Origin of the sequence: Curtobacterium sp. LFS084, assembly GCF_047977705.1 — a bacterium.
Lineage (GTDB): Bacteria > Actinomycetota > Actinomycetes > Actinomycetales > Microbacteriaceae > Curtobacterium.
On record NZ_JBFPFM010000002.1, the window covers coordinates 196,914 to 221,837 of the forward strand.

23 protein-coding genes are annotated in these 24,924 nt (G+C 71.0%); 7 read left to right on the top strand and 16 right to left on the bottom strand.

From position 1 onward, the window contains the following. Window positions 1-146 precede the first annotated feature (146 nt). From ACNQOV_RS02420 to ACNQOV_RS02430, 3 genes are read left to right on the top strand one after another with little or no spacing between them, the layout of a single operon-like run. Window positions 147-1,607 (top strand): DUF6421 family protein, encoded by a 1,461-nt coding sequence (locus ACNQOV_RS02420; protein WP_416393211.1) that lies wholly within the window; start codon window positions 147-149, stop codon window positions 1,605-1,607. Beyond that, window positions 1,604-2,275 carry an SDR family oxidoreductase gene (locus tag ACNQOV_RS02425; protein WP_416393213.1) on the top strand — a complete coding sequence of 224 codons (672 nt, stop codon included), beginning with the start codon at window positions 1,604-1,606 and terminating at the stop codon, window positions 2,273-2,275. Before ACNQOV_RS02420 ends, ACNQOV_RS02425 begins: the two co-directional genes overlap by 4 nt. 4 nt (window positions 2,276-2,279) lie before the next feature. After that, entirely contained in the window at window positions 2,280-3,353 is a 1,074-nt protein-coding gene (locus tag ACNQOV_RS02430) for a threonine aldolase family protein (protein WP_416393215.1), read from the top strand. Window positions 3,354-3,416: 63 nt separating this feature from the next. Here ACNQOV_RS02430 and ACNQOV_RS02435 read toward each other — a convergent pair whose 3' ends face one another. Continuing rightward, window positions 3,417-3,944 carry a GNAT family N-acetyltransferase gene (locus ACNQOV_RS02435; protein ID WP_416393217.1) on the bottom strand — a complete coding sequence of 176 codons (528 nt, stop codon included), beginning with the start codon at window positions 3,942-3,944 and terminating at the stop codon, window positions 3,417-3,419. Window positions 3,945-4,072: 128 nt separating this feature from the next. Between ACNQOV_RS02435 and ACNQOV_RS02440 the strand changes: the two genes are divergently transcribed. Then, window positions 4,073-4,585, top strand: coding sequence for an RNA polymerase sigma factor (locus ACNQOV_RS02440; protein WP_416393305.1), 513 nt, complete (start codon window positions 4,073-4,075; stop codon window positions 4,583-4,585). Between the two features lie 57 nt (window positions 4,586-4,642). On the opposite strand, the gene ACNQOV_RS02445 is transcribed toward ACNQOV_RS02440, so the two are convergent. The 5 genes from ACNQOV_RS02445 to ACNQOV_RS02465 all read right to left on the bottom strand — a co-directional run bounded on the left by ACNQOV_RS02445 (window position 4,643) and on the right by ACNQOV_RS02465 (window position 10,298). Continuing rightward, the gene (locus tag ACNQOV_RS02445) at window positions 4,643-6,019 is read right to left on the bottom strand and encodes a family 1 glycosylhydrolase (RefSeq protein ID WP_416393218.1); all 1,377 of its coding nucleotides are present in this window, start codon (window positions 6,017-6,019) and stop codon (window positions 4,643-4,645) included. After that, window positions 6,016-6,936 (bottom strand): carbohydrate ABC transporter permease, encoded by a 921-nt coding sequence (locus ACNQOV_RS02450; RefSeq protein ID WP_416393219.1) that lies wholly within the window; start codon window positions 6,934-6,936, stop codon window positions 6,016-6,018. The genes ACNQOV_RS02445 and ACNQOV_RS02450 overlap by 4 nt, the downstream gene beginning before the upstream one ends. Beyond that, window positions 6,926-7,885, bottom strand: coding sequence for a carbohydrate ABC transporter permease (locus ACNQOV_RS02455; RefSeq protein WP_416393221.1), 960 nt, complete (start codon window positions 7,883-7,885; stop codon window positions 6,926-6,928). The genes ACNQOV_RS02450 and ACNQOV_RS02455 overlap by 11 nt, the downstream gene beginning before the upstream one ends. After that, entirely contained in the window at window positions 7,882-9,144 is a 1,263-nt protein-coding gene (locus tag ACNQOV_RS02460) for a sugar ABC transporter substrate-binding protein (protein ID WP_416393222.1), read from the bottom strand. Before ACNQOV_RS02460 ends, ACNQOV_RS02455 begins: the two co-directional genes overlap by 4 nt. Before the next feature lie 92 nt (window positions 9,145-9,236). After that, entirely contained in the window at window positions 9,237-10,298 is a 1,062-nt protein-coding gene (locus ACNQOV_RS02465; protein ID WP_416393224.1) for a LacI family DNA-binding transcriptional regulator, read from the bottom strand. A 256-nt stretch (window positions 10,299-10,554) separates the two neighbouring features. Here ACNQOV_RS02465 and ACNQOV_RS02470 point away from each other — a divergent pair, with 256 nt between their 5' ends. Further along, window positions 10,555-11,751 carry an FAD-binding domain-containing protein gene (locus ACNQOV_RS02470; protein WP_416393225.1) on the top strand — a complete coding sequence of 399 codons (1,197 nt, stop codon included), beginning with the start codon at window positions 10,555-10,557 and terminating at the stop codon, window positions 11,749-11,751. Between the two features lie 19 nt (window positions 11,752-11,770). On the opposite strand, the gene ACNQOV_RS02475 is transcribed toward ACNQOV_RS02470, so the two are convergent. The 10 genes from ACNQOV_RS02475 to ACNQOV_RS02520 all read right to left on the bottom strand — a co-directional run bounded on the left by ACNQOV_RS02475 (window position 11,771) and on the right by ACNQOV_RS02520 (window position 22,257). Next, the gene (locus ACNQOV_RS02475; protein WP_416393227.1) at window positions 11,771-12,340 is read right to left on the bottom strand and encodes a DUF2510 domain-containing protein; all 570 of its coding nucleotides are present in this window, start codon (window positions 12,338-12,340) and stop codon (window positions 11,771-11,773) included. A gap of 214 nt (window positions 12,341-12,554) precedes the next feature. Next, window positions 12,555-15,041, bottom strand: coding sequence for a GH32 C-terminal domain-containing protein (locus ACNQOV_RS02480; RefSeq protein ID WP_416393228.1), 2,487 nt, complete (start codon window positions 15,039-15,041; stop codon window positions 12,555-12,557). Between the two features lie 101 nt (window positions 15,042-15,142). Then, window positions 15,143-15,454: a Sec-independent protein translocase TatB gene (locus ACNQOV_RS02485; RefSeq protein WP_402267954.1), complete on the bottom strand. Its 312-nt coding sequence runs from the start codon at window positions 15,452-15,454 to the stop codon at window positions 15,143-15,145. A 31-nt stretch (window positions 15,455-15,485) separates the two neighbouring features. Next, a complete protein-coding gene (gene tatA / locus ACNQOV_RS02490) occupies window positions 15,486-15,698 on the bottom strand; it encodes a twin-arginine translocase TatA/TatE family subunit (protein ID WP_416393229.1) in 213 nt (70 codons plus the stop codon). A 52-nt stretch (window positions 15,699-15,750) separates the two neighbouring features. Beyond that, window positions 15,751-16,554, bottom strand: coding sequence for a twin-arginine translocase subunit TatC (gene tatC, locus ACNQOV_RS02495; RefSeq protein WP_022905745.1), 804 nt, complete (start codon window positions 16,552-16,554; stop codon window positions 15,751-15,753). Further along, window positions 16,551-17,486: a carbohydrate kinase family protein gene (locus ACNQOV_RS02500; protein ID WP_416393231.1), complete on the bottom strand. Its 936-nt coding sequence runs from the start codon at window positions 17,484-17,486 to the stop codon at window positions 16,551-16,553. The genes tatC and ACNQOV_RS02500 overlap by 4 nt, the downstream gene beginning before the upstream one ends. 40 nt (window positions 17,487-17,526) lie before the next feature. After that, complete coding sequence (locus tag ACNQOV_RS02505) at window positions 17,527-19,002, bottom strand: glycoside hydrolase family 32 protein (RefSeq protein WP_416393232.1); 1,476 nt, start codon at window positions 19,000-19,002, stop codon at window positions 17,527-17,529. Next, window positions 18,999-19,907: a carbohydrate ABC transporter permease gene (locus tag ACNQOV_RS02510; RefSeq protein WP_022905748.1), complete on the bottom strand. Its 909-nt coding sequence runs from the start codon at window positions 19,905-19,907 to the stop codon at window positions 18,999-19,001. Before ACNQOV_RS02510 ends, ACNQOV_RS02505 begins: the two co-directional genes overlap by 4 nt. Then, window positions 19,904-20,851 (bottom strand): carbohydrate ABC transporter permease, encoded by a 948-nt coding sequence (locus tag ACNQOV_RS02515; protein WP_416393233.1) that lies wholly within the window; start codon window positions 20,849-20,851, stop codon window positions 19,904-19,906. The genes ACNQOV_RS02510 and ACNQOV_RS02515 overlap by 4 nt, the downstream gene beginning before the upstream one ends. Continuing rightward, window positions 20,851-22,257 (bottom strand): ABC transporter substrate-binding protein, encoded by a 1,407-nt coding sequence (locus ACNQOV_RS02520; protein ID WP_416393234.1) that lies wholly within the window; start codon window positions 22,255-22,257, stop codon window positions 20,851-20,853. Before ACNQOV_RS02520 ends, ACNQOV_RS02515 begins: the two co-directional genes overlap by 1 nt. Window positions 22,258-22,394: 137 nt before the next feature. Here ACNQOV_RS02520 and ACNQOV_RS02525 point away from each other — a divergent pair, with 137 nt between their 5' ends. Continuing rightward, the gene (locus tag ACNQOV_RS02525; RefSeq protein WP_416393235.1) at window positions 22,395-23,453 is read left to right on the top strand and encodes a LacI family DNA-binding transcriptional regulator; all 1,059 of its coding nucleotides are present in this window, start codon (window positions 22,395-22,397) and stop codon (window positions 23,451-23,453) included. Continuing rightward, window positions 23,450-24,922, top strand: a complete 1,473-nt coding sequence (locus ACNQOV_RS02530) for a GH32 C-terminal domain-containing protein (RefSeq protein ID WP_416393236.1) — start codon at window positions 23,450-23,452, stop codon at window positions 24,920-24,922. The genes ACNQOV_RS02525 and ACNQOV_RS02530 overlap by 4 nt, the downstream gene beginning before the upstream one ends. Window positions 24,923-24,924: the final 2 nt, after the last annotated feature.

Sequence of the window (24,924 nt, forward strand, 5' to 3'; positions counted from 1 at the left end):
AACCTTGCGCGGTGCGATCAGTTAGGAGCGCGGGGCCGCCGGATGCGCACGATTCCGCCGGAGATGGGCAAGATTGCGTCCCCCGATCCTGCCTAGGCTCGATGCACCAGCGCACCCGCAGCCAGCCCAACGACGGGAGGTACGACATGTCGCAGTTCGTCCAGGAGTTCTCGAAGGACGCCATCGTCGGAGAACCCGAGGTCGTCGAGGACCGCCTGTCCGTCCGCGAGGTCGCCGCCCACCCGGCCTGGCTCCGGCTGAAGGACGCCGTCACCGCGCTGCAGACCGTCCAGGTGCAGGACGGCTCCGTGCCAGAGCCGGCCGACCACGCTGCCGCGACCGAGCACGTCGCGACGATCGTCCCGGCCATCGCCGAGCTCGCCCCGCACTTCCCGCACGACGCCGCGTTCCTCGACGCCGTCCAGCAGGACTTCGCACGGTGGCGCGACGAGGGGTTCCGGGTCCCCGACTTCCTCGACTCCCTGACCGCGTTCCAGCCGCAGCAGCACCGCGTCGACGGGATCGGCCACCTCGTCGTGTTCCCGATGGTGACGCAGAACGGCAGCTCCTCGCGGTTCGTCGAGGCCGTGCTCGTCGAGGTCATCTGGCCCGAGTTCATCGCCGAGCTCGAGGCCGGGGACTACGGCAACGCGCTCTTCGTCGCGCTGCGGTTCGTCGACTTCACCCCCGGGTACGACACGAACTCCGCCGTGCTCTTCCCCGAGACCGTCGCGATGCGCGAGCTGCCGACGTTCACGTGGGGCGCGATCTTCCAGGACCGCGAGGCCGCCCGCTACCGCCGGGTCGTCCGCGCAGCCGCCGAGATCACCAAGCTCGACCTTCCTGACGACGCACGCGCGATGCTCGACGACCAGGAGCTCACCGAGCGGGTCTTCGTGATGTGGGACATCATCCACGACCGGTCGCACATGCGCGGAGACCTGCCGTTCGACCCGTTCATGATCAAGCAGCGGATGCCGTTCTTCCTCTACTCGCTCGAGGAGCTGCGCTGCGACCTCACCGCGTTCCGCGAGTCAGTGCGTCTGGAACGCACCCTCTCGGCGCTGCCGGATGCGAGCCTCCAGGACGCGCAGCGCGCGATCCGCGACCACGCGCGCCTCGTGCAGTACGCCGTCGTGTTCGACCGGATCTTCCGGTTCGCGATCACCGGCAGCCGTGTCCGGAACTACGACGGGCTCGGCGGGCAGCTCCTCTTCGCGTGGATGCACCAGCACGACGTCCTGCACTGGACGGACACGCAGCTCACCATCGACTGGGACGCCGTGCCGGACGTCATCATCGCCCTGAGCGACCAGATCAACGAGCTGTACCGGCGCTCGATCGACCGGCCGAAGGCGGCGCACTGGCTCGCCGCGTACGAGATGCTCACCCGGACGCTCACGCCGCACCCGGCCTCGGCGTGGGCGCGCGGACTCCCGACCGAGACGCTCGCCGGGCCACCGAAGGGCTACACCGACGCCGTCCTCGACGACGAGTTCCCGCTGTCGATGTTCTACGAGGCGCTCGACAAGAAGATGGCCGCGGTGATCGAGTCGACCGCGGGCATCACCGGGACGAGCGACGACGCACGGGCCGCCGCCGCGTGAGCGACGGCAGCCTCGCCGGCCGCACGGTGCTGGTCGCGGGGGCGACCAGCACCAGCGGCCTCGCCGTGTCACGGGCGCTGGTCGCCGCCGGAGCGACGGTGGTGGCCGTGGGCACGAGGGCAGCGGGCCTGGAGGCGCTCCGCACCGCCGTCCCGGGCGTCACCACCCACGAATGCGACCTGTCGTCGCGTGCCGACGTCGACGCGCTGGTCGCGCGGATCCACCGGGACACCGGGCCGGTCGACGGGCTCGTCCACCTGGTCGGCGGCTGGCGCGGGGGCGGCAGCATCGCCGGGCAGACGGACGCGGACTGGGACTTCTTCGACCGCGGGTTCCGCACCCTCCGCAACACCACCCGAGCGCTGATCGACGACCTCGTCGCATCACCGGCCGGGCGACTCGCGTCCGTGTCGTCCACCGCCGTCGACGCCCCCACCGCCGGCGCGGCGAACTACGCGGCCGCCAAGGCGGCGGCGGACGCCTGGGTGCGCGCCGTCGCCCAGGGGTTTCGGAAGGACGCCCCCGACACCGCAGCAGCGGCCGTGTTCGTCGTCCGGAGCCTGGACGGCCTCGAGGACCGCCTCGGCGACGAGGTCGTCCGCCTCTGGGACGTCGATCCGGCCACCGTGAACGGCACCCGACTCCCCCTCGACCCCTCCCTAGGATGAACCAGTGACCCTTCGACTCCACGACCTGGACCTGCGGGGCTTCGCCTCGGACAACTACGCCGGCATCCACCCCGAGATCCTCGCGGCGATCACCGCGGCCAACGACGGCCACCAGATCGCGTACGGCGAAGACGTGTACACCGCACGCCTCAACGAGGTCGTCGGGGAGCACTTCGGGGCGCAGGCGCAGGCGTTCCCGGTGTTCAACGGCACCGGCGCGAACGTCGTCGGCCTGCAGTCGATGCTCCCCCGCTGGGGCGCCGTCGTGTGCACCTCGACCGCGCACATCCACACCGACGAGGCCGGTGCCCCCGAGCGCGTGGGCGGGATCAAGCTCCTGCCGGTCGAGACGCCGGACGGCAAGCTCACCCCCGAGCTCATCGACAAGGAGGCCTGGGGCTGGGGCGACGAGCACCGCGCGCAGCCCCTGGCGGTCTCGATCACCCAGACCACGGAGCTCGGCACCGCCTACACGGTGGACGAGGTCCGCGCGATCGCCGACCACGTCCACCCGCTCGGCATGACCCTGCACATGGACGGCGCCCGGATCTCGAACGCGGCCGCCTCCCTCGGCGTCCCGCTGCGCGACTTCACGACCGACGCCGGCGTCGACGTCCTGAGCTTCGGCGGGACCAAGAACGGGATGCTCTACGGCGAGGCGATCGTCGTCCTGAACCCCGACGCGTCCGAGGGCCTGCACTACCTCCGCAAGCTCAACATGCAGCTCTCGTCGAAGATGCGCTTCGTCTCGGCACAGCTCATCGCCCTGCTCACCGACGACCTCTACCTCCGGTCGGCCGGGCACGCGAACGCCATGGCGCAGCGACTCCGCGGCGCCCTCGAGGCGGGGATCGCCGACGGCAGCATCCGCGGCGTCGGGTTCAGCCAGGAGACCCAGGCGAACGGGGTCTTCGCGACGCTGCCGGCCGGCGTGGCCGATCGCCTCCGCGAGCACTTCCGGTTCTACGACTGGGACGCCAGCCGGAACGAGGTGCGGTGGATGTGCTCGTTCGACACCTCGGAGCAGGACATCGACGCGTTCGTGGCGGCGCTGACGCGCGAGCTCGCCGCCGTCTGACGACCGTACAGCGGACGGGAGGCGCGGGGCGGGGCCGCACCGCGCCTCCCGACCGTCAGCCGGTCACGTGACGGTCCGCACCAACTCGACCAGGCGTAGCGACGGGGCGTCCCGCCCCTGCCCCAGCAGGCGGAATTCGCGGGAGCGACCGCTCGGGCGGAACCCGCGACGCTCGTAGAAGCGACCAGCAGGCACCGCCTGGTCGTACACCTCGAGGCGGAGCCGATCGCCGTGCCCAGCTGCCCACCCGACGACGTGGTCGAGCAGCGCGTCCGCGACGCCGTTCGCCCGGCCGCGGGACGACGGCGTGACGTACACGCCGGTGAGCACGGGATCGTTGCCGTACGCGTCACCGACCTGGCCGCTCATCATCCCGATCCAGCGCCCCGTCCGGTCGACCGCCACACTCGTCGTCTCGGTCCCCTCGCCACGTCGCGCGCGGAGCCGCCAGTCGTCCTCGCTCATCGCGAGCGTGTACTCGAGCGTCGCACCGTAGGAGATCGGGTCGTCGGTCGTGTTCTCGATGCGGAGCGACCGCACCTGCTCCCAGTCACGCTCGGTCGTGGTCCGGATCGAGAACGCAGCCTGCACGACTCCACGGTACGACCCGCGCTCTGGGGTGTCCGTCACGGCCCACCCGACGGGTGCCTCCTCCGAATCCTCGGCACGCATCCACCCGAGGATCGGAGTCCGTCGTGCCCCTGCACGCCCCCACCACCGTGTCGCCAAGGTCCGCGGACCCCACGGCGTTCGCATCCGTCGTGCGTCGGCACACGCCACTGGTGCGCGCGACCGCGATGCGTCTGCTGCACAGTCGGGCGGACGCCGACGACGTCGTGCAGGAGACGTTCCTCGCGGCGTGGACGCACCTGGAGTCGATCGTCGACCCGGAGGCGATCGGCGCATGGTTGGTGACGACCGCGCGGCGACGGAGCTACGACCGGCTGCGTCGGGGCGGGTCGTCGGCGATCCGGTGGGTCGACGAGTCGACGCCGGCGACCGAGGACCACGCCCCGACCGGGGTCGCCGAGCGGTCGTCGCTGGCGGGCGCGGCGAGCGCCGTCCTCGCCGCGATGCCGGCCGTGCAGCGCCGGTGCTGGGAGCTCCGGCACCTCGACGAGCTGCCGTACCGCGAGGTCGCCGCCGCGGTCGGCCTGCCGGTCTCGACGGTGCGCGGGATGCTCGTGCGGGCCCGGTCGACGCTCGCGCGGGAGCTGGCCGGGTGGCGGTGACGTCGGGGCGTCGGGGCGTCGGGGCCGATGTGCCGCGGGCGACGACCGCTCGCGTGGTCAGGTGACGACCGTCGCCGTGTCCTGGTCCGTGTGACCGCTCGACGGCTCCCGGGACGACGTCGTCACGGCCTCGACGCTCGTCCGGAAGGCATCCGCGGCGGCGGTCCGGACCCGGCGGAGGACGCCGTCCGCCCCCTCCTCGAGCCGGACGAGTCCCATCCGCCGCAGGTAGGGCGCGGTGCGATCGCTCGCGGCCCGGCCGACCACGACCTCGGCGGCCAGTTCGAACTCCTCGACGTTCCGTCCCCCGGCGGCGTACGACCAGTCCACGAAGTCGAACAGGGGCCACCATGTGAACCCGCGGACGTCCATCCCGCTCGCCGCCAGGTCGCGGACGGCACCACCGGCGTCACGGACCCAGGCCGAGCGCAGGTCGTCCTCGCCCTCGATCGACGTCTCGGTGACGAGCATCGGCAGTCGGTACCGGTCGGCGAAGCGTCCGAGGGCCTCGGTGAGTCCGTCCACCCAGCGGTCGTGCGTGTGCTGGACCGTTCCGCCCGACCCGGTGACGAGTCGCCGTGGCGTCAGGTCCGGGTAGTAGTTCACGCCGAGCAGGTCGATCGCGACCGCCCCGGTGACGAGCTCCCCCAACGCCGCCTCGGTCGCTCCGTGGGCCAGCAGCCAGTCGTGCGCCGGGTGGCCCGGGACGACGTGCCCGAGGACGAGGTCGGTCGGCACGGTGCCGAGGAGGGTGATCAGCGCCGCTTCCTCCTCGGTCGCTGGCTCGCCGTCCCCGGACTCGACGAGGGTGCTGGCCTCGACGTGCACGACCACCGCGCGGGGGTTCGCGGTGCGGACGGCGCGGACGCTCCGCTGGATGCCGTCGGCGATCGCGAGGACCACGGCCGTCCATCCGGCCCACCCCGCAAGGCCCGGTGGCCAGACGCCGCGGAGGCCCGCGAACGACGCGGTGGTGATCGGTTCGTTGAGCGGGGTGACGTGGTCGACGACGCCGGCGTACCGGGCGGCGAAGGCCCCGGCGAACTCGGCGATGACCTCCGGGTATCGGGGGTCCGCGAACGAGCCGTCGAGCCACGTCGGCGTGCCGTAGTGCACGAGGTCCGCGATGACGGTGACGCCGCCCGAGGCCGCGTGGGGCAACCGTTCGTCGAGGACCGACCAGTCGAACAGCCCGGGGCCGAGGTGCACCTTCGGCCAGTCGACCCCGTAGCGGAGCGCGCTCGCGCCGAGCTCCCGAACGGTGTCGAGATCGGTCCGCCACGCGAGGTCGTGCCCGGTGAGGACGTGCTCGTCGAGCGGTGCCATCCCGAAGCGGGCCGGCGGGTACACACACGTGTCCTCGATGCCGAGCGCCCAGGTGAACGATCCCGGAGCGAACGGCGGCCCGGAGGCTCCGGCCGCTGCGCCGGTCACTTCAGCCCCGAGGTCGCCACGCCCGCGACGAAGTACTTCTGCGCGAAGAAGAACCCGAGGGCGATCGGGACGAGGGAGATCACGGCCCCGGCGAGCAGCACCGCGTGGTCGGTGACGTGCGCCCCTCCGAACAGGGTCAGGCCGGCCGGCAGCGTGAGCATGTCGTTCGAGGTGCTCACGACGAGCGGCCAGAGCAGGTCGTTCCAGAGCGCCATGCCGTTGAGCACGGCCACCGTCGCGATCGCCGGCTTCGCCAGGGGCAGGATCACCTGCCAGTAGATCCGCCAGTGGCCGGCCCCGTCGATCCGCGCCGCCTCGTCGAGCTCCGGCGGGATGTCGATGAAGAACTGCCGGAACAGGAAGATCCCGAACGCGCTCGTGGCCCGGGGGATGATGAGGCCCTGGTAGGTGTTCAGCCACCCGAGGTGGAACAGCTCGACGAACACCGGGATGAGCGTCACCTGGAACGGCACCATGAGCGTCGCGATGACGAGCACGAATGCGACGTTCCGCCCGACGAACCGCATCCGGGCGAGCGCGTAGGCGCACATCGAGTCGAACAGGAGCGTCAGCACGGTCGTCACGACGGTGAACACGAACGAGTTGAGCAGGAGCCGGAGGAACGGGAGCTGCTGCCACACCCCCTCGTAGCCGTGCAGCGTGATGCTCGTCGGGAAGAGCGAGGCGGGGTGGCCGAACAGATCGGCCTCGGACCGGAACGACCCGCTCACCATCCAGATGAACGGCACGAGCGCGAACACGAGTCCGATCCCGAGGTACACCCACTTGAGCACGGAGCCGGTGACGACGAGGCCACTCCGGCGGCCGTGTCGCCGCCGTCGGTGCTCAGTGGTGGAACGGGAGGCACGGGTCGACTCCGTCACGGACGGTCGCCGGGTCAACGCGTCAGTCGACATCGTCGTAGCGGAAGAGTCGGAGCTGCAGGAGCGAGATCAGCATGATGATCACGAAGAGGACCCAGGAGATCGCTGACGCGTACCCGGTCTGGTAGTTCACGAACCCGTCCCGGTAGAGCAGGTTCACGAGGGAGTCGGTGGCGAACACGGGGCCACCGCCGGTCATCACGTAGACGAGGTCGAACACCTGGAACGACTGGATCGTGAGGATCATCGACGTGAAGAGGAGGGTGGGGCGGATGCTCGGCAGGGTGATCCGCCAGACGGTCTGCCAGCGGTTCGCGCCGTCGAGCTCGGCGGCCTCGTAGCGCTCGGCCGGGACGCCCTTCAGCCCCGCGATGAAGAGGATCATCGCGAAGCCGATGCTCTTCCACACGGCCACGAAGATCACGGTCGGCAGCGCGAGCGAGGTGGACTGCAGCCAGGCGACGCTCGGCAGACCGACCAGCGCGGTGAGCCCACCGACGAGGCCGATGTCCGGGTCGAGGAGGAACTTCCAGACCAGACCGATCGTGACGAGGGAGACGATCGTCGGGAAGAAGAACACCGAGCGGACGATCCGGTTCAGCAGGGTGTCCCGCTGCAGGAGCAGCGCCGCGACGAAGCCGAGCACCACCAGCAGCACGACGGACACGACCGTGTACTCGAGCGTGACCCGCAGCGCGTTCCAGAACTGGGGGTCGTGCGCCAGCTGGACGTAGTTCCCGAACCCGACGAACTGCTGCGAGACGGCGCCGACCGTCCAGTCGAAGAACGAGTAGTACAGCGAGCGCAGGATCGGGAAGAGGACGAAGACGCCGAGGATGAGCAGCGACGGGGCCATGAAGAGCCACGCCGGCTGGAAGCGGGGCGCTCGGCGACGGCCGGGGCGTGCCTCCTGGCCGTCGGGGGCGGCGGCCCCGTCACGCGTGTTGCGTGGCGGGGCCGCACCGACGAGTCGGTCGGTCACTTGCTGCAACCGGTCAGGCCGTCGATGGTCTGCGCGGCTTCCTTCGTCGCTTCGGCGACGGAGGTGCCACGGGTGATCTTGCCGATCATCGGGACGTACGCATCGGAGTCCACCTTGGTGGCGTTCGTGACGTGCGGCAGGTACAGACGGGAGTCGGGGACCTGGCTGGCGAACACCGAGACGGTGGCGTCGGCCTTCAGGTCAGCGTCGTCGGAGAGGTCGGTGCGGAGCGGCGGGAAGCCGGTCTGCAGCGAGAACTTCTGCTGCGCCGTCTTCGAGGTCCAGTAGGCGAGGAACTCCTGGGCCTGCGTCGGGTACTTGGTCTTCGCCGAGATCGACAGCGGCGCGATCGAGCCGAGGGTCGTCGACTTGCCGTCGACGCCGACCGGCACCTTCACGATGCCGAGGTCGATGCCCGCCGACTTGTACCCGGGTGCTGCCCACGGCCCGTTGATCTCCATGGCGGCCTTGCCGGCGGAGAACAGCGAGTCGGCTTCGGCACCGGTGAGGCCGACCGGGCTGACCTTGTCCTTCGCGACGAGGTCACCCCACGTCGAGAGCCCCTGGCGCGAGGCGCTCGTCTGGACGGCACTGCAGCCCTTGCTCGTGACGATGTCGCCGCCCTCGAGCCACTGGAGCACCGGCCACATCTGGATGGTCTGGTTGTCGGCGAGCGCTATGCCGTACTTGCCACCGGTCGTCAGCTGCTTCGCGTCGGCGGCCATCTCCTGCACGGTCGTCGGCGGGTTCGCGATGCCGGCTGCCTCGAAGAGCTTCTTGTTGTAGTACAGGCTCAGCGTCGCGAAGTTCGCGGGGACCCCGTAGAGCTTGCCGTCGTAGGTGAACTCCTGCACGGTGCCGGGTGCGAACTCCGATGTGTTGATCTTGCCGTCACCGCTGCCCGTCATCGTGATCGGCAGCACCGAGTTCGTCTTCACGTACTGCGCGACGGCGTTCGGGTCGCTCGACACCGCGGCCACGTCCGGGCCCTGGCCGGTCAGCCAGGCCGAGGGCAGCTTCTGCTGGATGGTGTCCCACGGCTGCACGGTCATGTCGACCGTGATGTTCGGGTGCGACTTCTCGAAGTCCTTGACGATCGTGGCGTACCCGGGCCGGTCGCCGCCGGTGAAGCCGGTCCAGACCTTCAGGGTGACGGGGCCGTTGCTCGTCGCCGCGCCGCCGGCGGAACAGCCGGTGAGGACGAGGGCGAGGGCGGCGGCGCCGGAGACGACCGCGAGGGTCGTGCGTGCGTGCTTCATCGTGAACGCTCCTTTGCGTTGCAGGGGGTGCGCAGGTCGGTGTTCGGTGTCGATCGGTGCGCGGGAGGAAGGGGGACGGGGGAAGAACTCGGTCAGGTCGCGAGGCGCTCGGTGTCGTCGTCGCAGCCGCACGACCCGCGGAGGACGACCTCGACCGGCAACTCGGTGTGCCGTTCGGCGTCGGCGGCGGAGGTCCGGCGCGCGTCGACGAGGTCGAAGAGCCGCTCGGTGGCGATCCGGCCCATCTCCTCTGCCGGGACGCGGACCGTCGTGATCCCCGGAGTCGTGACGCGGGCGAGCCCGAAGTCGTCGAAGCCGACGACCGAGACATCCTCGGGCACCCGGACGCCGGCTCGACGGAGGACCCGGAGACCCCCGACCGCCATGTCGTCGTTCGCGAAGACGATGCCGTCGGGCAGCTCGTCCGGCGCGCCGGCGAGCATCCGGTCGACCGCAGCGGCACCGGATGCCTCGGAGAGGTCCCCCTCGATGACGGACACCTCGGCGAGTCCGTGTGTGTTCGCCGCGCGGAGGAACCCCTCGCGGCGGTCCAGTCCGGTCTGGTGGTCGAGGGTGCCGGTGACGTGGAGCAGCCGGCGGCGCCCGTGGACGGTGACCAGGTGGTCGACGAGCTGCTCGGTCGCCGCGACGTCGTCGATCCCGACCGACACCGCGCGGGCGAGGTGCGGGTAGTTGCCGATCAGGACGACCGGCAGGCCGCTGGCGACCAGGGCCTGCACGTGGTCGTCGTCGATCGCGGCACTCGTGACGATCGCGCCGTCGGCGGTCCGGGAGCGCATCACCCGCTCGTACGCGACGCCTCCTGAGGTCGTGTCGGCGTTCGTCGAGACGATGACCTGCGCGTCGTGCGCGTTCGCCGCGGTCGACATCCCGGTGAGGACGTGCATGAAGTAGAGGTGACCGAACACGTGGGTCGAGGAGTTCGGGACGATGAGGGCGACGGCGTCGGCGCGCTGGCTGCGGAGCGCACGCCCGGCCGAGCTCGGGACGTAGCCCAGTTCGTCGGCCGCCTGTCGCACCGCCGCGCGGGTGCGCTCACTGATGCGCTCGTGGCCGGCGAGGGCCATGCTCGCAGCTGCCGAGGTGACGCCGACCTTGGCGGCGACGTCCTTCAGGGTCACGGACTTCGGCACGGCGCCTCCCTAGGATGCTTTATCGATTAACTGCCCTCATCATGCACTCGCTTAATCGATGAAGCAAGGACTGTCCGGAAAGTACTGTGGGCCGGCTCCGCCGTCCCGGGCGGGAGGCACGTGGCGGGCCCGCACCGCGCCTCCCGACCGGATCGGGTCGCGCCGGCGACCCTCGACCGCGCCGGGCTGCCCGCTCGCGTCGACCGGGTACAACGGCACTCGGCTCGCACGCCGATGCCGCGCGCAGGATGGCGCGGTGTTCATCCCCACGCGAGCCGCCGGCATCGACGCACTCCACGAGTTCGTCCCGCGAGCCGGCGCGGACTACCGACGCGACCGCAACCACGACCTCGGACCGGCGCGGACGAACGTGTCCGGACTCTCTCCGTACATCCGGCACCGGCTGGTGACCGAGCAGGAGGTCGTCGACGCCGTCCTCGACCGACACAGCCTGCACGCCGCCGAGAAGTTCGTGCAGGAGGTGTTCTGGCGGACCTACTGGAAGGGGTGGCTCGAGCAGCGTCCCGAGGTGTGGCGCCGGTACCGGACCGACGTGCGGGATCTGCTCGGCGGCGACCTGCCGGACGGCTACGAGGACGCGGTCGCGGGTCGGACCGGGATCGACGCGATGGACGCCTGGGTGCGGGAGCTCGTCGACACCGGGTACCTGCACAACCACGTCCGGATGTGGTTCGCGAGCATCTGGGTGTTCACGCTCGGGCTGCCGTGGCAGCTCGGCGCCGACTTCTTCCTCCGGCACCTCCTCGACGGGGACGCGGCGTCGAACACGCTCTCGTGGCGGTGGGTCGCCGGGCTGCAGACGCGTGGGAAGACCTACCTCGCGACGGCGGACAACATCGCGCGGTACACGGACGGACGGTTCTCGCCGACGGGGCTCGCCACGCGTGCCGTCGCGCTCGACGAGGACCCCTTCCCGCCGGCCGCGCCGATCCCGGACGACGACGACCCGGCCGCGATCGGTCCGCGCTCGGGTCTGCTGCTGCACGACGAGGACCTCGAGCCGGTCTCGTTGCTCGCTCTGCTCGGGGGCTCGGTCCCGTCACTCGCCGCGACCGCGGTCGTCGGGGCCGCCGCTGCCCGGTCGCCCGCGGGGGCGTCGACGCTCGTCGAGGAGTTCACGGCCGGTGCCCTCGACGACGCGGCGTCACGGTCGCTCGACGCCGACGGGCGAGCGGCCGAGGTGCTCGACCCGTCCGACGTGGCCGCCGTCGTCGACTGGGCGACCTCGGAGCGGCTCGACACCGTCGTGGTGCCGTACGCCTCCGTGGGGCCGGCGCAGGAGCGCTTGGACGCCCTGCGGTCGGCACTCGCCGAGACGGACACGGGGCTGGTGACCGTGCGGCGTCCGTGGGACAGCCGAGCGTGGCCGTTCGCGTCGCGCGGCTTCTTCCCGTTCAAGGAGCGCATCCCGGGGGTCTTGCGCGGGCGGTAGCCGACGGGTCCGGCGGTGGCTACGGCAGCATCTGCTGGAAGGTCACGACGGCACGGCCGATCCCGACGACGAAGCCGAGCACGGTGACGGCGATGGCCACCCAGAGCGGCCACATCCCTCGCCCTGGTGCCACCTTGCGGACCACGACGTACCGGCCGATGACGTAGACGACCGGCGACAGGAACGCCCACGGCCACGGGAACGGGCGGACCACACCGCGTCGGCGGAGCACGCGGTGGTCGAGGAACGCGAGCACGACGTTCGCGGCGTACAGGAGCACGCTGAACCCCTGCAGCGCGAAGTACCCGGCCGTGTAGATCGATCGCGGGTCGACCGTCCGGACGCCCGGTCCGACGACCTCGTACCGGATCTGCGGCTGGTACAGGAACGAGATCGGCAGCGCGAGGAGCGGGAGCAGCGCGAGGACCCAGACGAAGACGGTGTCGGTCGGCACGTGGTCGGCGAGGATCGGGCGCGGCATCTGTGCCCGCGGCGGGCCGACCTGCGCGGTCCACCCGGTGCCGTCCCACCACCGACTGCCGTGCTCCCCCGAGGGGTCGGGGTACCAGCCAGGGGGCGTCGTGGACATCGGTGCTCCTCGAGGGTCGTCGGGAGCGGACCGCCCCCGCGTCCGACCGTAGGGCAGCGCGGCGCGGTCTGCTCCGATCCGGAGCTGACGAACCGTTCAGGAACGGTGTCACGCCCCCGACGGTGCGTGCTTGCGCTGATGGTCCGCCACCACGACGGACGGGAGGCGCGGTGCCGGTTGGCACCGCGCCTGGCGTCCCTGTGTGGTCGCGACGTCATCCCCAGATGGACCGCAGGGTCCAGGCCGTCAGGTCGTCCACCCGGGCGGTGCCACCCGTGGCGAAGGCGCTGACGCCGGTGCTGGTCGGGTCCGGGAAGACCTGGTCGGTGAGGACGACCTGCCCGTCGTCCGCGAACACCTCGATCGAGGACCTGTCGACCAGGATGCGGAGGTCCAGGCCGCCGCGGGTCAACGGCAGGGGTGCTTCGCTGCGCGAGGGGAAGGCGCTGCTGAACCCGACGTTCCCCGAGTGGGTCCGGTCGATGAAGACCTTCCCCGTCGTCGTGTCGTACCCGACCTGCGTGGACTGTCCGGCGCCGGTCCGCACGGCGAGCCCGAAGGTCTTCGCCGATCCTCGGGTGAGGTGGGCCCGCAGGTCGAGCGTCTCGCCCCGCACGGGGAGCACCGTCGTCGTGTTCGCGACCGGGACGTTCCGCGCCCGGACGGGACGACCGGAGTGCAGCCGGTCGATGCCGTCCACGGGTTGCTCGACGATGCGGACCTTCCCGTCGACGGTCCGCAGTGACAGGGAGCGTGGGAACGTCTCGGCGCCCTGCCACGGTGTGGTGGGCACGTTGGAGGCGTAGGCCCAGTTGTTCATCCACGCGATCGCGATGCGTTGACCGCCCGGGGCGTTCTCCCACGTGTTCTCCGCGTAGAAGTCCTCGCCGTGGTCGAGCCAGTCCGCCCGCTCGTACTGGTTCAGTGCCGGGGCGTCACTCTGGGTGAACGCGTCGGCGAGGATGTGCCCCCACCCACCGGTGCCCCGGTCGACGATCTGGACCTGCGCGTCCTCACCCCGGAACTCCGCGATGTCCCACGAGGTCCAGTCGAGGACCTCGCTGTTCGACCCGGTCGCGCTCCGGACGACCTTCCCGCCGACGAGGAGGTTCACCGTGGTCTGCGTGTCCCACGGCGCGGCCTCGTGGTCCGCCGCGATGATCTGCCCGACCATCAGGTGGCCCCAGCCACCCGTCCCGTCGTTGTCGTCGACGATCTGGACCTGGGCGTCCTCGCCCCGGTACGCGGAGGCGTCGAGGCTCGCCCACCGGAGCGTGCCGGTGCCGTCACCGGTGACCGACTGCACGACCTTCCCGCCGACGACGAGGTTGACCGCCGTGGGGTGCGGCTGCCCCCACGGGTGGTCCCCGCCCGCGACCTGCAGGTCGACGTACGGCTTCGTGATCGTGAACGTCGGCGATGCGATCGTCCCCGTCCCGGTGTCGCCGGCAGGCGTGAAGGTGTCGAGCACCGAGCTGCCGATCTGGTTCGGCAGGGACTCCTGGGTCGGACCGGCACCGACGAACGCCCCGGTGGCCGTCCATCCCGTTCCGTAGGTGGGTCCGGCGAAGTCGGCGAGGACGGTGCCCTCGGGGACCGTCCCGGCGGGGACCGCGCCCGGAACGGCGGGGCTGTCGCCGCCACCGACGAGGAAGTTCAGCCGCTTCCCGCGGACCGTGAACGGCGCTGAGGTGAGGGTCCCCGTCGATGCGTCACCACCGGCGAAGCTGTCGACGAGGTACCGGCCCTGGTACCCGCTGACGTCCTGCTGGTCGGGGAGCGCGCCCGCCGCCGGACCGGTGCCGAACGCGGAACCGGTCGCCGTCCACCCGGCGTAGGTGCCGGACTCGAAGTCGGCGACGTCCGTGCCCCGCGGCGCCGTGTAGGTGGCGGGTCCGTCCGGTGTGAAGGACGTCCCGTCGAACTGCCCCGTGAAGTACTGGACGCCGGTGCTGCCCACGCTGACGGTGAGGACCCACTTCGTCCTCCGGCGGTCGCCGTCCACCGGCAGGGAGTAGAGGTCCGGCATCTCCCACACACCGCTGGTCGCACCACGCGGGCCGAAGTCGCTCGCGTGCGTCCACGACCGGAGGTCCTTCGACGTGTAGAAGGCGATCTTGTACTGGTCGGAGAGCGTGACGGCCATCACCCACTGCTTCTTCGGCGCGTACCAGAACACCTTCGGGTCGCGGAAGTTCGTCGAGTGGAGGTCGAGGACCGGGTTGCCGGCGTACCGGGTCCAGGTGCGGCCGTGATCGGTGCTGTACGCCATCGACTGCGTCTGGATGCCGGTGCCCGCCTGCACGCTCGTGTAGAACGCCACCATCGCGGGGTGCCGCTTCGTCCCGAGGCCGCTGGTGTTGCCGGTGTCCACGACCGCTCCCCCGGAGTAGAACGCCGAGCTCCCGGGGTCGGGCTCCGGGCCGCGCACGGGGATCTTCTGCCAGTGCACGAGGTCCTTGCTGACGGCCCCCTCCCACGTGCCGTAGCTGAACAGGTACCAGAGGCCGTCCTCGTGGACGAGCCCGTTCGGGTCGCCGATCCAGCCGGACGGGAGCGAGTAGTGGAACTGGGGCCGGTACGTCTCGTGGTACTGGCGGGTGTCGGCTTCGCTGGCGGTGGCGGTCACGGACGCCAGGACCAGCGCGCCCGTCACGGCTGCCGCCGCGATCGCGCCGAAGCGCTGCAGTGGTCGGAACATGGTGGTTCGAGCCTTCCTCTCTGAAGACCTTCTCGGGAATCGTCGGGACGACGGGGGTGCGAGCGCAGGGTTTCAGCCGTGCGGTTCGCGAGCGCAGGGTGTCACTCGTGCGGTCCGCGCCCGCCGGGCGGCGTCACGGACAGGTGGTCCGGCTGCTCGCTCGCGGACGGTGTCGACGGCGGTTGGGTGAGGGCGTCACGGATGATCCGGCGTGGGTCGTACCGACGCGGGTCGAGCTCGGACCAGTCGATCTCGACACCGGTCTCCTCCTCGATCTGCGCCTTCGTGGCGTCGGCCCACCGACGGAGTCGTCGGATGAACACGGCGAGTTGCTGCGCCGCGCCGACGAGGCGATGGGGACCGAGGAACACGGCGGCGACGATCCCGAGGACGATCAGCTTGTCGACGTCCACCGCACGCTCCCGTCGGACCGGCGTGGTCGGGTCATTCGGTGGGGGTCGCCGGGGCCGCTCCCGGTGCGGGAGCCGCGGTGTCGGACGCGGGACGGCGCTGGTCGCCGTCCCGCACCTCCCGCCGGAAGATCGTGAGCGACTGTCCGAGGCCCTTGGCGAGCGCCGGCAGCTTCGTGGCGCCGAAGAGCAGGACGACGATGCCGAGGATGACGAGCAGGTGGATGCCGGTGAGGTTGCCGAGCACGGTGTTCTCCTTGGATGGACGGGATGGGGGATGCAGGACAGGAGGGTGCGCGTCAGTCGACGGCGCGCGAGGCCGCTGCGAGGCGACGCTCGAGGCGACGGTCGTGCAGCCACGCGACGGTGCACGCGGCGAGGTAGAGCACGACCATGGGCACGGCCAGCAGGAACATCGAGGCGACGTCGGCGGACGGCGTGACGAGGGCGGTGAAGACGAGGATGCAGAGGACCGCGATGCGCCAGGCGCCCCGGATCGCCGCCGCCGAGAGCACCCCGACGACGTTGAGCAGGACGAGGAACACCGGGAGGACGAAGGCGATCCCGACGGCGAGCACGAGCTTGATCGCGAAGTCGTAGTAGGCCTTCGCGTCGACGATCGAGGTGTCCTGGTGCGCGACGAAGCTGCCGAGCACCTGCACGACGTGGGGCAGGACGGACCACCCGAACCAGCACCCGCCGAGGAACAGCGGGATCGCCGAACCGAGGAACCCGACGGCGTGGGCCCGCTCCTTCCGGAGCAGCGCGGGGACGACGAACGCCCACGCCTGGTGGAGCCAGACCGGACAGGCGAGGACGACGGCGATGGTCAGGGTGATCTGGAGGCGGAGGTCGAAGGCCCCGCTGATCGCCGGGAAGTTCAGCTCGGCGGTGTGCCCGCCGATGCCCGTCGCGAGTTCGGCGACCGGGGCACGGAGCCCCGCGAGCACGGCGGGTGTGAGGAACCAGCCGGCGACCGCCGCCACGGCCACGGCCAGCGCTGCACGGGCGAGCCGTCGGCGCAGTTCGTCGAGGTGCTGGCCGAGGGACATCGTGCCCGTCGTGCGGCGCCGTGCCCCGTCCGTGACGGTGGGCGCCGTCACCGCTCGGCCCTCGGTGCGCCGGCGAGGTGGATCTCGTCCGCCGTCGGCAGGTCGGCACCGCGGCGACCGACCGTGATCGCCGCGGCGGTGGAGCAGGTCCGCCCGAGCACGGTCAGCGCCGCGCGGTCGAGGGGCCCCAGCGACGATCCGTCGGTCGGCTGCGCCCGGTCCCCGGTGAGCTGCCGGACGAGCGTGGCCGTGTAGGTGTCGCCGGCACCCACGGTGTCGACGACCTCCACCGGTTCACCCGGGACCGACACCCGCTCGTCCGCCGTGGCCAGGACGGACCCCGAGGCACCCGTGGTGATCACCGCGAGTTCCGGCCCGAGGGCGAGGATCGAGTCGAGCACCGCCTCGGGGTCGAGCGTGGGCCAGAGCCACGCCGCGTCCTCGTCGGAGAGCTTCACCACCGTCGCGCGGGTCGCCAGCTCCTCGAAGCGGGCGCGGGCACCATCCCGGGTGCCGAGCAGGGCGGGACGGATGTTCGGATCGAACGAGACGGTGCCGCCGGCGGCCGTCGTCCGCTCCGCCGCGGCCAGCACCGCTTCCGCGCCGGGGTGGAGGAACGCGCCGATCGACCCGACGTGCAGCCACTCCGGTGTCCGTCGCAGGGGCGGGAGGTCCCACTCGATGTCGAACACGTAGGAGGGCTGCCCGTCGGCACCGAGCTGCACCGTCGCGGACGACGTGCGTGCGGCGCCGAAGGCCCCGTCGACGAGCCGCACACCCGAGGCCGCGAGGTGCTCCGCGATGCGGTGCCCGCGGTCGTCGGGACCGAGCCAGGTGGCGAACTCGACGTCGGCGCCGAGCCGTCCCAGGCCGAGCGCGACGTTCGCGGGTCCTCCGCCTGGTACCTCGCGGACGTGTCCGGCTCCGTCGTGGACGACGTCGACGAGTGCCTCCCCGGCGACGGTGATCACCGACACGGGCATCCCCGTCCACGAGCGGCGACGCTGCCGCGTTCCCAGGGCATCAGGCCGGCCCGGATCCCGCGACGACCACCGCCGGCGCGGGCGTCACCGGTGCGACGGTCTCCCCGAGCGGCCACCACCTGGCACCGGCCGGCGCCTCGACGGTCCACGGGGGTGCCTGCAGCGGGTAGACCCGGGTCGTGACGGATCGGCCGGCACTGGTGAAGACCTCGACGACGGAGCCGTCGAGCAGCACCCGGACCGCCGGCCTGTCGGCCGCGGCGTCGAACGCGTCACGGACCATGGCAGGGCTCCGGTCGGCCCGGTGGTCCGTGCTGGCGCTGGACCGGTCGACGGTGAGCGTGCCCGCGTCGGCGTCCACGACGACGTCGAGGAACTCGTCGTCGGAGAACCGGACCCGGATGCGGCCGGTGACCGGGACCTCGAGCACGATCTCCGCCTGGGCGCCGATGGTCTCACCGCGGTCCGACGGCACCGTGGCGGGGCGGAGCGCGTCGACGGCCGGGTGGGGTTCGGTGCAGAGGCGGCCGTCCGCGACCCACGCGCGGCGTGGCAGGGAGATCGCGCCGGACCAGCCCGCCTGCTCGGTCCACTCCGGTGTCCGGCCCTCGGTGACCCAGCCGAACAGCACCGACCCCCAGGACCCTGCCCGCATCACCGAGGCCGCGTAGAAGTGCTGGCCGTCATCGATCCGGGACGGCTGCGGTGCACCGGTCAGCGGCACCGCGAGCACGTCGCCGGGTCCCTCGGCGTGGGACCAGGACGCGACGATCGCCACGTCGGTGCCGTCGACCGTGATGACCTGGGGGCACTCCCACCCCTCGCCGGTGTCGATGCCGTCGACCGTGCCGCGGGGCATCGCGACCAGGTCGCCGACGAACGTCCAGTCGACGCCGTCGGTCGAGCGGTAGTGCCGGACGGAGGCCACCTGGTCGACGTCCGCGGCACCGACGGCCATCGACCACCCGTCCCCGTCGGCCCAGACGAACGGGTCGCGGAACATCGTGATCGCCTCGTCGGCGGTGGGGTCCCGGACGACCTGGACGGGCGCACCGAAGGTGGCCCCGCCGTCGGTTGACTCGGCGAGCAGCACCGACTGGAACGGGCTGTGGTCGACCTTGCCGGAGTAGTAGGCGCGGACGACGCCCTCGTGCAGGACCGTGTTGCCGGACCACGCACCCCCGGAGTCGGCGCCACCGGGCACCGGCACGATCGCCGGACGGTGGAGCGTCCAGTGCACGAGGTCGTCGCTCGTCGCGTGCCCCCACTCGACCGGGACGTCGAGGTCGACGCGCGGCCGGGACTGGAAGTACAGGTGGGCCTGCCCGCCGATGTCGATCGGGCCGTTCGGGTCGTTGACGTACCCGCGGGGCAGTCGGACGTGGAACTGCGGGAGGTGGTGGTCGGCTGGTGCGATCACGGTCGGTGCTGCTTCCTGGGACGGAGTGGGGACGGCGCGGGCGTCGGCCGAGGGAGCCGCTGCCGGAGGCGCCTCGGTCACGGGCGTGTCGGTCATCGGGACGACCCCGCCGTGACGCCCTCGATGAAGTACCGCTGGGCGAAGACGAACAGCAGCACGCTCGGGATCATCGTGAGGACCACCCCGGCGAGCACGACCGAGATCGAGCCGGTCCCGAGGTTGCCCTGCAGCCCGACCAGTCCGAGCGGCAGCGTGAAGGTCTCCTGCTGGTTGAGGAAGATGAGCGGCCGGTAGTACTCGGCCCAGAACGCCGAGAAGTTCAGGATCGCGAGCGTCGCGATCGCCGGGCTGGCCATCCGCGAGTACACGTGCCAGAACACGCCGAACTGTGTCGCACCGTCGATGCGGGCCGCCTCGCCGAGCTCCCGCGGCATCTGCATGAAGTACTGCCGCATCAGGAAGGTGCCGAACGCGCTGCCGAGCGCGGGGACGATCAGGGAGGCGATGGAACCGGTGAGTCCCATGTCCTTGAGGATGACGAAGACGGGGATGATGATCGTCTGGATCGGCACCATCATCGTGGCGAGGAAGATGCCGAAGATCGTGTTCTTCCCCGGGAAGCTGATCATCGCGAACGCGTAGCCCGAGAGCGTGCAGGTGATGGTCTGCCCGACGACGATCAGGAGCGTGACGATGACGCTGTTGACGAAGAACTGGCCGATCGGGATCTGGTTGAACACCGCCGCGTAGTTGCTGAAGTCCCACGAGAGCGGGATCCACTGCGGCGGGTTGTTGAACGACTCCGCCGGTGTCCGGAGCGACGTGGTGAGCGTCCAGAGCAGCGGTCCGAGCGCGAACACCGCCGCGATGATCAGGATGACGAGTCCGATCACGCTGCCGACGGTCGCGACCGGCCTGCGGCGACGGACGATGTGGGCGACGCTCGGTTGCGCGACGGTCTCCGGCGCGTGGAGCGGGTTGAGGACGTCGGTGGTCGTCATTGGTAGAACACCAGCTTTCGTGCGGCGATGAACTGGATCCCGGTGATGATGCCGATGATGACGAGCAGCAGGATCGCGATGGCGGAGGCGAACCCGAACTGCAGGTTCTGGAAGCCCGCCTGGTAGAGGGAGATCGTCGCGGTCGTCGTCGCGGTGCCCGGCCCGCCCTTCGTCATGATGAAGGGCTGGTCGAACAGCTGCATCGCGTTGATCATCGCGATCACGGTGGCGAACAGGATCGTCGGGCTGATCAGCGGGATCTTGATGCGGAAGAGCGTGCGCCACGGTCCGGCGCCGTCGATCGCCGCGGCCTCCTGCACGTCGACGGGCACGGACATCAGGGCGGCGACGAACAGGACGAACGTGAAGCCGACCTGTTGCCAGACCACCACCAGTACGACTGTGACCTTCGCCCAGAACGGGTCGTTGAGCCAGTGCGCCCCGGGGAGCCCGATCTCGTTCAGGTAGTAGTTGATGAGCCCGAACTTGGTGTCGAAGATGTAGCCCATGAAGATCGACACCGCGGCGGACGACGCGAGCAGCGGCAGGTAGAACGACGTCCGGAAGAAGACGCGCGTGGCGTTGCGCTTCCGGTTGTTCGCCAGGACCGCCAGCAGCATCCCGAGCGAAATCTGCAGGGCGACGATGCAGATCGCGAGGACGACGGTCACGCCGAACGACGCGAGCACCGGCCCGTCGGTGAACAGCCGCACGTAGTTGTCCAGCCCGACGAACTTCGGGCTGCTGATCACGTCCCACGACGTGAACGAGAGTCCGAGCGACGCGAGGATCGGGATGAAGGTGAAGACGGCGACGAAGACCACCGCCAGGCCGATCATCGCGTAGCCGAAGGAGGCTTCGCGGCGTCGGACGCGTCTGGCCGCCGGCCGGCGGGCTGCGACCTCGGCAGCCCGCCGGGAGCGGATCCCTGTCGTCGCGGTCATCACGACGCCTGCGCGGCGGCCTTCTCGATGTCGGCCTGCAGGCCGTCGAGCGCCTTCTTCGCGTTGCCGGACGAGATCGCCTGCGTGGTGCGCTGGTTCAGGGCCGTCGCGAGTGCGTTGTAGTACGGCGGCGCGGAGATCGGCACCGAGTTGTCGAGCTGGTCGTAGAACACCGACCAGTGCTCCGGCCCGGTCGTCCCGTACCGGTCGGCCGTGAGGAGCGACTTCTGCGCGGGCGTGGTGACGTTGCCCGGCCAGAGCGCGTCGAAGCTCTCGGGCTGCACCATGAGCTTGATGACCTCGAAGGCGAGGTCCTTCTGCTTCGACGAGTTGAAGATGCCGTACCCGCCGGCACCGAAGAGCGACTTGTTGCTCTTCCACGTCGGGAACTCGACGACGTCGAAGCTGCCGTCCTTCATGCCGGCGTTGTGGAGCCCGCCGGCCCAGAAGCCGCCGCCGATCGTCATGCCGATGCGCCCGGAGGCGAAGAGCCCCTGCAGCGTGCTGCCACCGCCGACGTCGGGCGAGGGCGACGCCCCCGACTTCTGCAGGTCGATGACGTACTGCAGTGCCTCGACCGCGGCGTCGGAGTTCGCGGTCGGGTCGCCCCACTTCCAGCCGCCCTTGCGACCGCTGACGCCCACCGCGTTGCCGTCGAACGCCTTGCTCCCCCAGAGCCAGTCGCCGCCGGAGTAACGCCCCTCCTCGAGCAGGTTGCCGTCGTTCGCGTACAGGAACGAGGTCCAGCTGCCCCAGAGCCGCACGACCCAGTCGAACGCGTAGGTGCTGCCGCCGACCTTGGCCAGGCTCTCCGCCGACGAGTGGAAGTCGTCCATCGACCAGTTCGCGGCGGGGCGCGAGAGTCCGGCCTTGTCGAACAGGGAGGTCGAGTAGAACATGCTGCCCGCGTTGAAGCTGTCCGGCAGCGTGTAGAGGTGCCCCTCGTACATCGTCGACTCGACCAGCGAGGGGTGGATGCCCCTGAAGTAGGTGGACAGCCCCGACAGGTTCTTCGTGACGAGGTCGTCGAGCGGCGTCAGCAGGTTCTTCGACGCGAGCAGCTGCTGCCCCTCGGTCGCGACGCTGACGATGTCGGGGACGTCGCCGGACGCGATCTGCGTGAGCACCTTCGCGAGGAAGTCGTTCCAGTCGGTGCCGTTGATCGCAGTGACCTGCAGCGACGCCTTCTTGTCGAGCTGCCGGATCTTCGGCTCGATGGCCTTCTGGAGCGCGGTGGCCGCGCTCTGCTCCCCGAAGTAGAGCATCTTGATCGTGCCCGACGTGCCGCCGGCGGTGCCGGAGGTGGAGCACGCTGCAAGGGATCCGATGCCGGCCAGCGCGAGCCCGGCCCCACCGAACTTGAACAGCGTGCGTCGGTCGATCGGGGTGCTGAATCCGTTCGCCATGGGTCGCTCCTCTCTGAGCGATCGTGGCCCCGTCGAGTCGGAGCCAATACGTATTTGCTCGCTGACTGTACACACCTCGACCGGATGAGGCAATACGTATTTGCTTCTGCCATGATGAGGGGGTCGAAGGAGGACAGATGGCGAGCCGAAAGCCGACGGAACCGTCGCACCGCGTCACGATGAAGGACGTCGCGCGGCACGCCGGCGTCTCCCAGCCGACGGTGTCGTTCGTGCTGAACGACCGGCGGGACGTGTCGATCGCCGCGGACACCCGGGCCCGCGTGCTCGAGTCGGCGAAGCAGCTCAACTTCCAGCCGAACCGCGCCGCACAGTCCCTGCGGTCCAACCGGTCGTACACGGTCGGGGTCATCGCGGACCGGCTCGTCTCCCAGCCCTACGCCGGTCACATCGTGCTCGGCGTCCAGCAGGCCGTCCAGGCGGCCGGGTACGTGTGCTTCGTGGTCGAGACCGCGCAGACGTCCGACGGGGGCAAGGCCGCCGTGGCGAACCTCGTGCAGCAGGGCGTCGCCGGCCTGATCTACGCCGCCCCCGGGCCCGAGGACGTGGTGCCGGTCTCCGGCGTCGAGGACGTGCCGACGGTCTTCGTGAACTGCTTCCCGCCGGACGGCGCGCCGGCCGTCACCGTGCTGGCCGACGAGTTCCAGGGCGGGCGCGACGTCGCCGCCGCCGTGTTCGCGGCCGGACACACCGACGTCGCGTTCCTCGGCGGGCCGGAGGACGACTACGCCTGCCGCGAGCGCAAGCGCGGGTTCGACGAGGCGGCGGCCGAGGCCGGTCTCCGGGCGGACACCGTCCCCGTCCGGTTCGGCACGTACCAGGTCGGGTCGGGCTACGACCTCGCGATGGAGTTCCTCGCCGAGGACCCGCCGACCGCGCTGGTGTGCGGGAACGACCGCATGGCCGTCGGCGCACTGATGGCCGCGCAGTCCCTCGGGCTGCGCTGCCCCGAGGACGTCAGCATCGTCGGCTTCGACGACCAGCCCGACCTCGCCGACCAGATGCACCCGCCGCTGACGACGGTCGCGCTCCCCCACCAGCAGATGGGCTTCGACGCCGGCACGCTGCTGCTCGCCGAGACGCACGACCCCGGCCGCCACCTCGTGCCGTGCGAGTACGTCCCGCGCAGCTCCCTGGCCGCACCACGCGCCGACATCGAACCGCAGGAGTCCGAGTGACCGACCAGCCGAGCACCCACCTCCGCCCGCCGAACGGCTTCGTGGGCGACGTCATCCCGTTCGCCGACGGTGACCGGGCCTGGCTGTACCACCTGCTCGACGAACGGTCGGACGCGGCACCCGTCGACCGCCCGACCGGCATGCCCTGGGCGGCGGTCTCGACGACGGACTTCGTGACGTTCGAGGACCACGGCGTCGTGCTGCCCTCGGGCGGCCCGAACGCCAGCGACTTCGACTGCTACACGGGCAGCGTCGTCCGTGACGACACCGGGCTGCTGCACCTGTTCTCCACCGGCCACAACCCGCGCATCACGACCGACACCGACCTCGGCCGGAAGGACGTCCAGGTCGTGTGCCACGCGACCTCCGACGGCGACCTCACGAGCTGGACGAAGCACCCCGAGTGGGACCTGCCCGCACTGCCGGGCTACGCGCCCGAGGACTGGCGCGACCCGTTCGTGTTCCGCCCGTCCGCCGACCGCCCCTGGCAGATGCTCCTCGCGACACGCCGCCCGGACGAGCCGTACCGCCGGTCCGGCTTGGTCGCCCGCCTCGAGTCCGACGACCTCGTCACCTGGCGCGACGCCGACCCGTTCTGGGCACCGCACCGGTTCATCGCCCACGAGTGCCCGGACGTCTTCCGATGGGGCGACTGGTGGTACCTCGTGTACTCCGAGTTCTCCGACGCGTTCTGCACCCGGTACCGCATCGCGACGTCGCCCGACGGGCCGTGGCTCGCACCCGCCGACGACACCGTCGACGGCCGTGCGTTCTACGCCGCGAAGACCGTCGCCCTCGGCGAGGACCGCTTCTTCGTCGGTTGGATCGCCACGAAGGAGGGCGAGCGCGACGCCGGGGCGTGGCAGTGGGCCGGCACGATGGCGACCCTGCAGGCGCACCAGCGACCGGACGGTTCGCTGCGCTTCGACCTCCCCCGGACGCTCCGGGCGGCGTACGCGGACGAGCTCGACGTCACCGACGACTTCGCGCCCCTGAACGGTGCCGCACCGGTCGTCGGGGACGGCGCAACGACCCGGTACGCCTCGTGGATCGGGCCTCGGCTGCCCACCGAGGCACTCGTCACGATCGAGCTCGACGTCGCCCCGGACACCCGATCGTTCGGCGTGCTCCTGCGCACGAGCGACGACGCGGAAGCCGGCTACGCGCTCCGCCTCGAACCGGACCGTTCCCGACTCGTCCTCGATCGGTGGCCGCGCGGGACGACCGGCGGCGAGCAGTGGCAGATCCTCGGTGACGTCCCGCACGCGGTCGAGCTCGAGCGGCAGGTGTCCCTCGCTCCCGGTCCACACCGCATCGACGTGCACCTTGACGGCGACCTCTGCGTCGCCGTCGTCGACGGCTCCGTCGCGTTGAGCACGCGGCTCTACGACCGCCCGTCCGGGCGCATCGCGCTCTTCGCGCAGGACGGCGCGTTCGCGCTGACCCGGGTCACCGTCGGCACCCGCTGACG

Bases quoted from the DNA above. Each gene is read 5' to 3' on its own strand.
- ACNQOV_RS02510 (WP_022905748.1), bottom strand. From the start codon at position 19,907: ATGACGACCACCGACGTCCTCAACCCGCTCCACGCGCCGGAGACCGTC.
- ACNQOV_RS02520 (WP_416393234.1), bottom strand. From the start codon at position 22,257: ATGGCGAACGGATTCAGCACCCCGATCGACCGACGCACGCTGTTCAAG.
- ACNQOV_RS02515 (WP_416393233.1), bottom strand. From the start codon at position 20,851: ATGACCGCGACGACAGGGATCCGCTCCCGGCGGGCTGCCGAGGTCGCA.
- ACNQOV_RS02460 (WP_416393222.1), bottom strand. From the start codon at position 9,144: ATGAAGCACGCACGCACGACCCTCGCGGTCGTCTCCGGCGCCGCCGCC.
- ACNQOV_RS02500 (WP_416393231.1), bottom strand. From the start codon at position 17,486: ATGCCCGTGTCGGTGATCACCGTCGCCGGGGAGGCACTCGTCGACGTC.
- ACNQOV_RS02505 (WP_416393232.1), bottom strand. From the start codon at position 19,002: ATGACCGACACGCCCGTGACCGAGGCGCCTCCGGCAGCGGCTCCCTCG.
- ACNQOV_RS02480 (WP_416393228.1), bottom strand. From the start codon at position 15,041: ATGTTCCGACCACTGCAGCGCTTCGGCGCGATCGCGGCGGCAGCCGTG.
- ACNQOV_RS02450 (WP_416393219.1), bottom strand. From the start codon at position 6,936: ATGTCGACTGACGCGTTGACCCGGCGACCGTCCGTGACGGAGTCGACC.
- ACNQOV_RS02525 (WP_416393235.1), top strand. From the start codon at position 22,395: ATGGCGAGCCGAAAGCCGACGGAACCGTCGCACCGCGTCACGATGAAG.
- ACNQOV_RS02475 (WP_416393227.1), bottom strand. From the start codon at position 12,340: ATGTCCACGACGCCCCCTGGCTGGTACCCCGACCCCTCGGGGGAGCAC.
- ACNQOV_RS02420 (WP_416393211.1), top strand. From the start codon at position 147: ATGTCGCAGTTCGTCCAGGAGTTCTCGAAGGACGCCATCGTCGGAGAA.